11 protein-coding genes and 1 pseudogene are annotated in these 12,126 nt (G+C 48.7%); all 12 read left to right on the plus strand.

Annotation, left to right across the window (positions count from 1 at the left end; translation table 11 throughout):
* Window positions 1–74 precede the first annotated feature (74 nt).
* The 12 genes and pseudogenes from araA to GKG43_RS18390 all read left to right on the plus strand — a co-directional run bounded on the left by araA (window position 75) and on the right by GKG43_RS18390 (window position 11,961).
* Window positions 75–1,574 carry an L-arabinose isomerase gene (gene araA / locus GKG43_RS18340; RefSeq protein WP_129879607.1) on the plus strand — a complete coding sequence of 500 codons (1,500 nt, stop codon included), beginning with the start codon at window positions 75–77 and terminating at the stop codon, window positions 1,572–1,574.
* Window positions 1,571–2,446 (plus strand): sugar phosphate isomerase/epimerase family protein, encoded by an 876-nt coding sequence (locus GKG43_RS18345; protein WP_117441000.1) that lies wholly within the window; start codon window positions 1,571–1,573, stop codon window positions 2,444–2,446. Before araA ends, GKG43_RS18345 begins: the two co-directional genes overlap by 4 nt.
* Before the next feature lie 263 nt (window positions 2,447–2,709).
* A pseudogene (locus tag GKG43_RS23435) lies at window positions 2,710–2,904 on the plus strand (hypothetical protein); the annotation flags it as partial.
* A 310-nt stretch (window positions 2,905–3,214) separates the two neighbouring features.
* Window positions 3,215–3,526 (plus strand): ATPase, encoded by a 312-nt coding sequence (locus tag GKG43_RS18350; RefSeq protein ID WP_050639499.1) that lies wholly within the window; start codon window positions 3,215–3,217, stop codon window positions 3,524–3,526.
* A gap of 28 nt (window positions 3,527–3,554) precedes the next feature.
* Complete coding sequence (locus tag GKG43_RS18355; protein ID WP_129879609.1) at window positions 3,555–5,573, plus strand: V-type ATP synthase subunit I; 2,019 nt, start codon at window positions 3,555–3,557, stop codon at window positions 5,571–5,573.
* Complete coding sequence (locus GKG43_RS18360; protein ID WP_025654414.1) at window positions 5,570–6,046, plus strand: V-type ATP synthase subunit K; 477 nt, start codon at window positions 5,570–5,572, stop codon at window positions 6,044–6,046. Before GKG43_RS18355 ends, GKG43_RS18360 begins: the two co-directional genes overlap by 4 nt.
* Window positions 6,047–6,097: 51 nt before the next feature.
* The gene (locus tag GKG43_RS18365) at window positions 6,098–6,691 is read left to right on the plus strand and encodes a V-type ATP synthase subunit E (RefSeq protein WP_050639501.1); all 594 of its coding nucleotides are present in this window, start codon (window positions 6,098–6,100) and stop codon (window positions 6,689–6,691) included.
* 121 nt (window positions 6,692–6,812) lie between these two features.
* Window positions 6,813–7,784 (plus strand): V-type ATPase subunit, encoded by a 972-nt coding sequence (locus tag GKG43_RS18370; RefSeq protein ID WP_055155196.1) that lies wholly within the window; start codon window positions 6,813–6,815, stop codon window positions 7,782–7,784.
* Window positions 7,777–8,097: a V-type ATP synthase subunit F gene (locus GKG43_RS18375; protein ID WP_025654417.1), complete on the plus strand. Its 321-nt coding sequence runs from the start codon at window positions 7,777–7,779 to the stop codon at window positions 8,095–8,097. Before GKG43_RS18370 ends, GKG43_RS18375 begins: the two co-directional genes overlap by 8 nt.
* Before the next feature lie 9 nt (window positions 8,098–8,106).
* A complete protein-coding gene (locus GKG43_RS18380; RefSeq protein ID WP_129879611.1) occupies window positions 8,107–9,873 on the plus strand; it encodes a V-type ATP synthase subunit A in 1,767 nt (588 codons plus the stop codon).
* Complete coding sequence (locus tag GKG43_RS18385; protein WP_129879613.1) at window positions 9,873–11,246, plus strand: V-type ATP synthase subunit B; 1,374 nt, start codon at window positions 9,873–9,875, stop codon at window positions 11,244–11,246. Before GKG43_RS18380 ends, GKG43_RS18385 begins: the two co-directional genes overlap by 1 nt.
* A gap of 43 nt (window positions 11,247–11,289) precedes the next feature.
* Window positions 11,290–11,961 carry a V-type ATP synthase subunit D gene (locus tag GKG43_RS18390; RefSeq protein ID WP_050639505.1) on the plus strand — a complete coding sequence of 224 codons (672 nt, stop codon included), beginning with the start codon at window positions 11,290–11,292 and terminating at the stop codon, window positions 11,959–11,961.
* Window positions 11,962–12,126 lie beyond the last annotated feature (165 nt).

The raw sequence follows: 12,126 nt of genomic DNA on the forward strand, positions 1-12,126 counted from the left end.
CGTGCCGGACTGTACACATACTGCACAGTCCATACAAAAACACTGAACGGTCTATATAACAGAAAGGTGAAAAGATGGAATTACAGCGAAATTATAAATTCTGGTTCTGTCCGGGTTCTGTGGATCTGTATGGGGACGCTGAGATACAGGTAGTCACGGAACACAGCAGGATCATCGTAGACGAATTGAACCGCTCCGAACTGGTGCCGTTTGAGATTGTTCTGAAGCCGACCCTGATATCGAATCCGACGATCCGGAAGACCTTTAATGAGGCAAATGCAGATGAAGAGTGCGCTGGTGTGATCGCATGGATGCATATGTTTTCACCGGCGAAATCCTGGATCTTAGGTCTGAAGGAATTGAGAAAGCCGCTTCTGCATCTGCACACACAGTTTAATGAAGAGATCCCGTATGATACGTTAGATATGGATTTTATCAATATTAACCAGTCCGCCCACGGCGACAGGGAGTTTGCCTATATGCTCGCCAGAATGGGGCTTGAGCATAAGATCGTGGCAGGACACTGGAGTGCGGCCACGGTGCAGGAAAAGATCGGCAGATGGATGCGTACGGCGGCAGGTATTCTTGAGAGCAGCCATCTCAGGGTTCTCAGGCTTTCGGATAATATGAGAAATGTAGCGGATACCGAGGGCGACAAAGTAGATGCACAGATGCGGTTCGGCTGGGAAGTGGATACCTATCCGGTTAATGAGGCTGCCGAAGCAGTTGAGGCGGTATCGCAGTCAGACGTAAATGCACTTACAGATGAGTATTATGAAAGCTATGGGATCATGTTAGATGGAAGGGAGCCTTCAGAATTCCGCCGCCATGTAGCGGTACAGGCACAGATCGAGCTTGGAGTTGAGCGGTTTATGAAGGAGAAGGATTACCAGGCGGTCGTGACTCACTTTGGGGATCTGGGCAGCTTAAAGCAGCTGCCCGGGCTGGCCATGCAGCGACTCATGGCAAAGGGTTATGGCTTCGCGGCAGAGGGTGACTGGAAGACGGCAGCGCTCCTTCGTCTTGTCAAGCTCATGACGGCAGGAATCAAGGATGCAAAAGGAACCTCCTTCATGGAGGACTATACCTATAACCTTGTTCCGGGAAAGGAAGGAATTCTGGAGACGCACATGCTTGAGATCTGTCCTTCTATTGCGGACGGCCCTGTGAGCATTAGGGTAAATCCACTTGTGCTGGGCGGCCGGGAAGATCCGGCGAGACTCGTATTTACCGCTAAAGAAGGCGACGCAATTGCTGCATCCCTGATTGATATGGGGGACAATTTCCGGCTGATTATTAATGACATCACGTGTAAAAAAACTGAAAAACCAATGCCGAACCTTCCGGTTGCTACTGCATTCTGGACTCCAAAACCAGACTTTGAGAACGGTCTGGAAGCCTGGCTCATGACAGGCGGCGCACATCATACAGTCATGACTTATGACCTGACGGCGGACCAGCTTGGCGGCTGGGGAGATGCGATGGGGATTGAGACGGTTTATATTGATGAACATACAACAATCCGTGACCTGAAAAGAGAGCTGAGATCATTTAAGAGAGGCGGAATCATATGAATAAAATAGGAATTCATTTCGGATACTTTAATACAGACTGGAACACTGATTTTATCAGGCAAATTGAACAGATCAAAAGGATAGGACTGGACATACTGGAAGTGGCACCGGCACCGTTTTTCGCTCTGTCGAAAAACAAAAGGGATGAAATCGCACGGGCGGCAAAAGGAAATGATATCACACTCACGTTTTCAGTAGGTCTTGGGGCAGATCAGGATCTGGCATCTGAGGATGAAACCGTAAGGAACCGCGGAATAAAGTTTACACTGGATACCTTTAAAATCATGAGTGAAATGGGTTCGAATATGTATTCCGGTGTTGATATTGGTGCATGGAACCAGCCTTTTACCACGGGTGTAACAGATAAGAGCGCTGTCGTTAAACGAAGCGTGAACTCTGTAAAAGAAATTATGAAGGCGGCTGAGACTTTCGGCATCACCTTTGCGGTAGAAGTAGTCAACCGCTATGAATCATCCCTTGTGAATACTGCGAAAGAAGCAATGGCTTATGTGGACATGGTGGACAGTCCGAACTGTAAAATACTGCTGGATACTTACCATATGAATATAGAAGAAGACAGTTTTGCAGATGCAATCCGGCTTGTCGGGGACAGACTGGGCCACTTCCATGTCGGAGAATCTAACCGCAGGCCTCCGAAGGAGGATGGAAGAATACCGTGGGACGAGATCACGGGTGCGTTGAAGGAGATTCATTACCAGGGTGCGGTAGTGATGGAACCATTCATTAAAATGGGCGGAGAAGTAGGACGTGATATAAAAGTGTGGAGAGACATCAGTGAGAATGCATCCGCTGAAGAAATGGAGCAGCTTGTAAAGAATGCCGTTGCCATGCTTAGGGAAAAATTATCTTAACCTATGCGGACTAGTACTACAGCGAACGTTAGTGTAAAATATTAGCCGGCAAAATGGGGCTGTCGGTTAATACCGATTTTTAAGTCCTTTACCAAAGAATAGGAATAGGTAGTGTTAATTAATTTGTGCCTTTGGTAAAAAATGGCTCCTTTTTGATAAGAATTCAGATATGACAATTCTTATTAAAAAGGAGTATTTTTTATGGCAGCAGCAAAAGAACAAATCCGACAGATTATCTCAGAAAACAACATCAACAGCTTTCCAGCGATAGCTCACTGGAAAAAATGCTGTATCTTGCAAGTGGAAATGTCATAAAGAAATGGACACAGAGATACTGGAACTGGAATCAGGAGCAGAACCAGCTCATCGTGCTTTATAATGAACGGCTTTTCCAAAATTGTTTTTATTTTCAGCAAATAACAAAAAAAGCGGTTGAGAAAACCAGGTGTTGTCTATAATAAGAGTAGTTAATTTTGGTTTTCTATTTGTGTTTAAGGGGAAATCAGAGGTATATCGAAACAAATTGCAGAATTTCTAAAAATAAAAGTCAATATATTATTGTTTACCATCAAAAAATTGTGTGATATTCTATAACAGTTCAGGCAGGTCTGTACATTTACTGCGCAGACCGTACCAAAACATGGTGGTTGCTGGCATCCAGCACTTCGCGCAGGCGAATTTCAATGGGCTGGATGCGTAACAGTTCAGGTTTGCCTGAACTGTTATGATATTCTAAAAACGCGTACGCAGAAAGGCGGTGACCAATTTATGGTAGAAGAAACCATTCAAGTGATCAGGGAAACGGAAGCAAAAGCCGGGGCTATTGTGAAAGAAGCCGATGCAAAGTGCAGAAAAATACTGGATGATGCATCGAAAGAGGCTGATATGCTGAAGGCCGATCAGGCAGAAGAGATTCGCAGACAGGCAGAATCCATGATGGAAGCTGCGAAAGAACAAGGTGCACAATCTCTGAAAGAAGCAGCGTCTGCTGTGGAAAAAGAAATCAGTGCACTTAAGGAGCTGGCTTCCGAGAAGGAAGAACAGGCAGTTAGCCTCGTAATATCACAACTGGTTTCATAAAAAAGCAGGATGAAGGAGGTAATACATTATGGCGGTATTGCAGATGCAGCGAATGAGTATCTGCGCATTGAAGAAAGACCGGAAGGCAATCCTGGAAAAATTGCAGCACATGGGAGTGATGGAGATCAACCACATTTTGGAGGAGGACGAAGACTTCCGCAAAATGAACACGGCGAATGCCAGAAGCGGTTTCGAAAAGGCTGCGGCATCGGCGGACCAGGCGCTGCACCTACTGCATCAGTATGCTCCCGTGAAGCAGTCCCTTCTGTCGTCATTGGAGGGAAAAGACCTGGTAGATAAAGAAAAGTACCGGTCGGTGATTGAGAACAGGGATGATCTGCAGAGAACGGCCAGAAGAATTCAGGCGTTGGATAAGGAACGGGCGGAACACAGAGCCAATATCCTTAAAATTGAAAATAGTATCGAAAGCCTGATGCCCTGGCTGCCACTTAATGTACCCGTGGCCTTCGGGGGGACAGAACATATTGTGATGCTGCCGGGAACACTGCCCGGACAGTTAACGCTGGAACAGGTATATGCAGCGCTGGCGGAACGTGCGCCGGAACTGGAGACGGATATCCATATCATCTCCACGGAGCAGGACACCATATATCTGGCCGTATTCTGCCTGCGCAGAGATGCGGAGGCAGCAGAAGAAGCGCTCAGAAGCATGGGATTCGCAAGACCGTCCCAGGTCACGGATCAGGTTCCCGCAGAGGCAAAGGCAGATATGGAGAAGGAGATTTCCGAAATTGACTCCAGGGTCGCTGAGATTGAGAAGGAAATCACCAGCCTGGCGGTTCACCGTGAAGGACTGAAGCTTCTGGCAGATTATTACCGTATCCGTGCAGATAAGTATGAGGTGCTCGGTCAGCTGCCGCAGTCGGAGCGGACCTTCCTGATCAGCGGGTATGTGCCGAAAAAGGAAGCTGTCCGGGTTAAGAAGGCATTAGACGGCAAATATGACTGTGTCGTGGATCTGGAGGAACTAAAGGAAGAGGAAGAAGCGCCTGTACTCCTGCAGAACAGCAGGTTTTCATCCAGCGCAGAGGGGATACTGGAGGCGTTCGGCCTGCCGGGCAGGGGAGAAGTAGACCCCACCTCAATTATGTCATTTTTCTATGTGTTTCTGTTTGGTCTGATGCTTTCAGATGCGGCATACGGGGCGATCGTTTCTATTGTATGCGGGATATTAATTATAAAGTTTCCAAGAATGGGCAGAAGCATGAAGACATCCATTCAGCTGTTTTTCTGGTGTGGGATATCCACCCTGTTCTGGGGCATCATGTTTGGCGGCTATTTCGGGGACGTGGTGAATGTCATATCAAGGACATTTTTCGGGCACGAGGTCGGGATACCGGCGGTGTGGTTCGTTCCTCTGGATGAACCAATGAAGCTCTTGATCTACTCTATGCTGTTTGGAGTGATCCATCTTTTTACCGGGCTGGGCATCAAGGGCTATCTATGCCTGAGGGATAAAAGATACATGGACTTCTTCTGTGACGTAGTCCTCTGGTATATGCTTTTAATGGGGCTTTTGATCATGTTGATTCCAAGTAACATTTTTGCATCCATTGCCCAGACAACCATCGTATTCCCGCCGGCGGTGAATGCGCTCGGTAAATGGCTGGCTATCATAGGTGCAGTCGGCATTGTACTGATGTCAGGACGTGCGAATAAGAACTTCGGGATCCGTCTGGCGCTGGGGGCATACGACCTCTACAATGTCAGCGGGTGGCTCAGCGATGTGCTTTCTTATTCAAGGCTTCTTGCACTTGGCCTGGCTACCGGTGTGATCGCGTCCGTTGTAAACCAGATGGGAAGTATGGGCGGCAAGAGCGTGCTTGGAGTAATCGTGTTTATTGCTGCCTTTATCGTGGGGCATACATTTAATATAGCGATTAATCTTTTGGGCGCATATGTGCACACAAACCGACTGCAGTATGTAGAGTTTTTCGGTAAGTTCTATGAGGGCGGCGGACGTGCATTTCACCCTTTTAAAGAAAATACAAAATATGCAGATATTAAGGAGGAAACAAATTTATGAGTCAGTTAGGTATTGTTTATGCGCTTCTTGGCGCGGCAGTTGCGGTATTTCTTTCAGGAGCAGGTTCAGCACTGGGAGTCGGGATAGCAGGACAGGCTGCATCCGGAGTTGTATCGGAGGATCCGAGTAAGTTTGCAAAGGTATTGATTCTTCAGCTGCTGCCCGGTACACAGGGACTGTATGGATTGATTATCGGTTTCGTAACACTTTCAAAGATCGGCCTTCTGGGCGGCGGCGCGGCAGAGATCTCTGTTACGACCGGGCTTCTGATTCTGGCAGCCTGCCTTCCAATCGGTATCGTAGGTTTAATTTCCGGAAGATCCCAGGGAAAAACTGCGGCGGCATCTATCGGCATCATTGCAAAAAAACCGGATCAGTTCGGTAAAGCAATGCTTTTCCCTGCAATGGTTGAGACATATGCAATTCTGGCACTTCTGATCTCTTTCTTGGCAGTAACTGCAATTCAGGTATAATTGGGAATGTATCACAAAGACGCAAGTAGTATGAAGAAGGAGAGCTTATAAATGAGCGGATTAGACAAAATGAAAAGTCAGATCCTGGATGAGGCGGCCCATACAGCGGAAGAGAAAATCGCCGAGGCTGAGGCAAAGGCAGAGAAAATATTAAAGGATGCCCGCGCAGAGGCGGCATTGCAGGCCGGGAAAATCTCCGACAAGGCTCAGGCGGATGCGGAGCATTACGCACAGCGTATCGCTTCCTCCTGCGAGATGCAGCGGAGGCAGGCGATTCTGCGCGCGAAGCAGGAAGTGATAGCAGATGTGCTCGACAAGGCATATGACAGGTTATTGAATCTGGATACAGAAGCATATTTTGAAATGATCCGGAAGATGCTGGAAGAATATGTCCTGCCGGAAGACGGCGTCATCTGCTTTTCGGCAGAAGATCTGGCGAGAATGCCCGCTGGATTTGAAGAGGTGATTCAGAAAACTGCTGCCGGTAAGGGCGGCGCCTTAAGCCTGTCCAGGGATGCAAAAGAGATGAGTGGCGGTTTCATCCTGGTATATGGAGGGATCGAAGAAAACTGTACCATTCGGGCTTTATTCGAAGCAAAGAGGGATGAATTATCCGATAAAGTGCATGGATTATTATTCGGATAGGTTGAAAGGAAACATCCGTGTTACTAAGGCTCGAAAGAACCGAGCCCAAGTCAACAGGATGTACTTTACAACTAAGGTTTGAAAGTACCAAACCTAAGTTGTATAAGCAGGAGGGTTTATTTTGAATGATTTAGAGTATACTTACGCGGTTGCGCGTATACGGGCTTTGGAGTCCTCCCTGTTTTCAGGTACTGAAATTGAGCGGCTGCTGGCTTGTTCGGATGAAGAGCAGTGCCTGCAGCTTCTGAGTGAAAAAGGCTGGGGAGACGCAACAGGTTCTATGGACGCTTCTGCCATGCTGAAACGGGAAGAAGAGAAGACCTGGGAAGTGATTCGCGATGTTGCTCCCGATCTGTCAGTGTTTGATGTCCTGTCTTATTCCAAGCTGTACCATAATCTGAAGGCTGCAATTAAAGAAGTGTGCACGGAAGTGGAGAATAAGAATATTTTTTATGACGACTGTTCCATCCCGGGGCCGGAGATGCTTCAGATTGTGAGAAATAAGGAATTCTACAGACTTCCGGGGACTATGGGGGAGACGGCGGCAGAGGCCTATGATACGCTTCTTCATACGAGAGATGGGCAGCTGTGCGATATCATCGTCGACAGGGCGGCCCTGGAAGCCATTTATGAGGCGGGGCAGAAGGCGGAAGATGAGATTATCAAAAACTATGCCGAGTCTACCGTGGCAATTGCGGATATTAAGATCGCCGTCCGTTCGCAGAAGACGGGCAAATCTTTGGAGTTTATGAAGCGCGCGATGGCGCCCTGCAGCAGCGTAAATGTAGAGCAGTTATCGAAAGCCGCGGTGTCCGGGCTTGATGCGGTCAGAGACTATCTTCTGGGTACTTCCTACGCGGAGGGTGCGGCGGCGCTGGAGGAATCCCCTTCGGCATTCGAACGGTGGTGCGATAACCGCATGATGGAAACAATCCGGCCGCAGAAATACAATTCTTTTTCTGTAGGCCCGCTGGTAGCCTATGTGCTGGCAAGGGAAAATGAAATAAAAACTGTTCGGATTATCCTGACCGGGAAGCAGAATGATTTTCCGGATGAGGCGATCAGGGAAAGGATCAGGGAGATGTATGTATAAGATAGCAGTGATTGGCGACTACGACAGCATATACGGCTTCGCAACACTGGGCCTTAGCATCTGCCCCGTCCGGAGCAAAGAAGAAGCGGAAGCTAAGATAAGACAGTTTGCAAGCGGTAAATATGGAATTATCTATATTACTGAGGCTGTGGCAGCAGAATTAAAGGATGTAATCGAAGAGTATAAAGAACGGACACTGCCTGCGATTATTCAGATACCGGGGGTATCCGGTAATACTGGCGCAGGTGTGGAAGGTGTAAAGAAAACCGTGGAACAGGCAGTCGGATCAGACATCCTGTTTTCGCAGGGGTAGGAGGTTCGAATGAGTACAGGAGTAATTAAAAAAGTGGCAGGACCTCTGGTTATTGCAGAGGGTATGCGTGACGCGAATATGTTTGACGTCGTTCGTGTCAGTAATCAAAGACTGATTGGAGAGATCATAGAGATACATGGAGATGAGGCTTCTATTCAGGTTTATGAGGAAACTTCAGGACTGGGGCCCGGAGAACCGGTACAGTCTATGGGAGTTCCCATGTCTGTGGAATTAGGACCCGGCCTGATCAGCAATATCTATGACGGAATCCAGAGGCCGCTTGATGATATCATGAAGATTTCCGGAAACAATCTGAAACGCGGAGTGGAAGTATCATCTTTGAAAAGAGATTTGAAATGGGAATTTGTCCCTACAGTGGCTGCAGGGGATGACGTAGAGCCCGGGGATATCATCGGTACGGTACAGGAAACGATCGTTGTTCAGCAGAAAATCATGGTGCCTTATGGCATAAAAGGAAAAATAAAAGAAATCAAAGCCGGTGAGTTTACGGTGGAAGAGATAGTTGCGGTTGTTGAGACTGCGGACGGTGATAAGAATCTGACCCTGATGCAGAGGTGGCCGGTTCGAAGAGGGCGGCCTTATCAGAAAAAACTGCCGCCTGAGATGCCGCTTGTTACAGGGCAGCGTGTTGTAGATACTTTCTTTCCCATCGCAAAAGGCGGTGTGGCAGCGGTTCCGGGCCCATTTGGAAGCGGTAAGACAGTTATACAGCATCAGCTTGCAAAATGGGCGGAAGCAGATATCGTTGTTTATATCGGATGCGGCGAGCGCGGCAATGAGATGACGGACGTTCTGAACGAGTTTCCGGAATTGAAGGATCCCAAGACGGGTCAGTCACTGATGGAGCGGACGGTGCTGATAGCAAATACATCCGATATGCCTGTGGCAGCCCGTGAAGCCTCTATATACACAGGAATCACAATCGCAGAATACTTCAGGGATATGGGATTCTCAGTAGCCTTAATGGCAGACTCAACATCCCGCTGGGCGGAGGCTCTTCGGGAAATGTCCGGGCGCTTGGAAGAGATGCCTGGCGAGGAGGGCTACCCCGCATATCTGGGCAGCCGTCTTGCACAGTTCTATGAACGGGCCGGCCATGTGATCTGCCTTGGAAAAGACGGCAGGGAAGGAGCGCTGTCCGCGATCGGAGCGGTATCCCCTCCCGGCGGCGATATTTCCGAGCCGGTGTCACAGGCAACTCTTCGTATCGTGAAAGTATTCTGGGGACTGGACTCTGCGCTTGCGTATAAGAGACATTTCCCTGCGATCAACTGGCTGAACAGTTATTCGCTGTATCTGGATGATATGGAAAAATGGTTCAACGCCAAAGTTGCACCTGACTGGATGGAAAACCGCCAGAAGATGATGTCACTTCTTCAGGAAGAGGCAGAGCTGGAAGAGATTGTGAAGATGGTTGGTATGGACGCCCTGTCCCCGAGTGACCGCCTCAAGATGGAAGCCGCACGTTCTATCCGGGAAGATTTCCTGCATCAGAACTCCTTCCATGAGGTGGATACTTACACCTCACTCAAAAAGCAGCATATGATGATGAAACTGGTTATGGCTTTCTATGAACAGGCCGTAGCGGCGCTTGCAGAAGGCGCTTCGCTGCAGAAGCTGATTCGTATGCCGGTCCGCGAGCAGATCGGCCGTTTCAAGTATACACAAGAGGATCAGCTGGACAGTGCATACGAGGAAGTGAAGAAAGAGCTGCATATGGAAATTGCCAACACAATCGGGAAGGAGGACTTCTAATGCCAAAAGAGTATAGAACCATACAGGAGGTAGCCGGTCCTCTGATGTTAGTGCGCGGCGTGGAAAATGTCACCTACGATGAACTGGGAGAGATCGAGCTTGCAGACGGCGAAACAAGGCGCTGCAAGGTGCTGGAGATTAACAGAAACGACGCTCTGGTACAGTTATTTGAAAGTGCAACAGGTATTAACCTGTCAAACAGTAAAGTCCGTTTTCTGGGACGGAGCATGGAACTTGGAGTTTCTGAGGATATGCTGGGGCGTGTATTCGACGGCCTGGGCCGTCCGATCGATGAGGGGCCGGAGATTCTTCCGGATGCACGCATGGATATTAACGGCCTGCCTATGAACCCGGCTGCCAGAAACTATCCGGAGGAGTTTATCCAGACGGGTGTTTCTGCCATTGACGGTCTGAACACCCTGGTAAGGGGGCAGAAGCTGCCTATATTCTCTGCTTCCGGCCTGCCCCATGCCCAGCTTGCCGCGCAGATTGCAAGACAGGCAAAGGTACTGGGGACGAACGAGAATTTTGCCGTTGTATTTGCCGCAATGGGTATCACGTTTGAAGAGTCCAACTTTTTTATAGAAAGCTTTAAAGCAACAGGAGCGATTGACAGGACCGTTTTGTTTGTCAACCTGGCAAATGACCCCGCGATCGAGCGTATTGCGACCCCGCGTATGGCACTGACAGCGGCGGAATACCTTGCTTTCGAAAAGGATATGCACGTGCTTGTTATCCTGACCGATATCACAAACTACGCGGATGCCCTGCGTGAGGTTTCCGCCGCCCGTAAAGAGGTTCCGGGGCGCCGCGGATATCCGGGATATATGTATACGGACCTGGCATCGCTGTATGAGAGAGCCGGTCGGCAGAATGGCAAAAAGGGAAGTATCACAATGATCCCGATCCTGACCATGCCGGAAGATGATAAGACACACCCGATTCCTGACCTGACGGGGTATATTACGGAGGGCCAGATCATCTTGAGCCGTGATCTGTATAGAAAAGGTGTTACGCCTCCTATCGACGTACTGCCGTCCCTGTCGCGTCTGAAGGATAAGGGAATCGGCGAAGGCAAGACGCGCGCCGACCATTCCAATACGATGAACCAGCTGTTTGCGGCTTATGCACGAGGCAAGGACGCCAAAGAGCTGATGGTGATTCTCGGTGAAGCCGCCCTGACAGACGTTGATTTGATCTATGCAAAGTTTGCAGATGCATTTGAACATGAATATGTATCCCAGGGATATCAGACAGACCGAAGCATTGAAGAGACGTTGGATATCGGATGGAAATTACTCTCCATGCTGCCAAGGGCAGAACTGAAACGTATAGACGACAAGTTCTTAGACCTGTACTACGGGAAAGAATAAGGAAAACGCAGCAGGCGGCATAGAAAAAGAGAGGTGATTACATTTGGCATCAACACAGGTTAACCCAACCCGTATGGAACTGACCCGATTGAAGAAAAAAAGACTGACTGCCATCCGCGGCCACAAGCTTTTGAAAGACAAACGGGATGAGCTGATGCGCCAGTATCTGGATCTGGTGCGGGAGAACATGGAGGTTCGTTTGAGGGTGGAAGCCGGAATCCTTTCTGCCAACAAAAACTTTGTTATAGCCAAAGCAGGGATGTCCGAGGCAGCGCTGAATACAGCACTCATGGCGCCAAAACAGGAAATCAATCTGGTTCCGAAGGAAAAGAATGTCATGAGTGTAGATATACCGACCTTTGATTACAAGACAAGGACAGCAGATGAGAATGATATCTATTCCTATGGTTTTGCCTTTACATCCAGTGATCTGGATGGGGCCGTTAAGTCGCTGGCAGATATACTGCCCGATATGATACGGCTTGCAGAGTGCGAAAAAGCGTGCCAGCTCATGGCGGCAGAGATCGAGAAGACAAGAAGGCGCGTAAACGCGCTGGAACACGTCATCATACCAGAGGCAGAAAAGAACATCAAGTATATTACAATGAAATTGGATGAAAATGAGAGAAGCACCCAGATTCGTCTGATGAAGGTGAAAGATATGATGTTGGAAGAGGCACATCATTATAATAAAAAGCAGGAATACATGAAATAAATCGGGAGTTAGTGACGCGCTTTAGTCGCGGTACGGATGGAGACGCTCCATGAAGGGATCGCCAAAAGCCTCCCGGAGAACATCCATGTCCTTTCAAAAACGCGGCCGCGGACCTAAGAAATTCTAGGCGGGAAACAGCCCTGAAAATGGAGCACCACTGACACA

Origin of the sequence: Eubacterium sp. BIOML-A2 (assembly GCF_009680135.1) — a bacterium.
Lineage (GTDB): Bacteria > Bacillota > Clostridia > Lachnospirales > Lachnospiraceae > Faecalicatena > Faecalicatena contortus_B.

What these genes read in the sequence shown, in the direction of transcription:
- GKG43_RS18355 (WP_129879609.1), top strand. Translation starts at nt 3,555, where the DNA reads ATGGCGGTATTGCAGATGCAGCGAATGAGTATCTGCGCATTGAAGAAA.
- GKG43_RS18365 (WP_050639501.1), top strand. Translation starts at nt 6,098, where the DNA reads ATGAGCGGATTAGACAAAATGAAAAGTCAGATCCTGGATGAGGCGGCC.
- araA (WP_129879607.1), top strand. Translation starts at nt 75, where the DNA reads ATGGAATTACAGCGAAATTATAAATTCTGGTTCTGTCCGGGTTCTGTG.
- GKG43_RS18345 (WP_117441000.1), top strand. Translation starts at nt 1,571, where the DNA reads ATGAATAAAATAGGAATTCATTTCGGATACTTTAATACAGACTGGAAC.
- GKG43_RS18385 (WP_129879613.1), top strand. Translation starts at nt 9,873, where the DNA reads ATGCCAAAAGAGTATAGAACCATACAGGAGGTAGCCGGTCCTCTGATG.
- GKG43_RS18375 (WP_025654417.1), top strand. Translation starts at nt 7,777, where the DNA reads ATGTATAAGATAGCAGTGATTGGCGACTACGACAGCATATACGGCTTC.
- GKG43_RS18380 (WP_129879611.1), top strand. Translation starts at nt 8,107, where the DNA reads ATGAGTACAGGAGTAATTAAAAAAGTGGCAGGACCTCTGGTTATTGCA.
- GKG43_RS18350 (WP_050639499.1), top strand. Translation starts at nt 3,215, where the DNA reads ATGGTAGAAGAAACCATTCAAGTGATCAGGGAAACGGAAGCAAAAGCC.
- GKG43_RS18360 (WP_025654414.1), top strand. Translation starts at nt 5,570, where the DNA reads ATGAGTCAGTTAGGTATTGTTTATGCGCTTCTTGGCGCGGCAGTTGCG.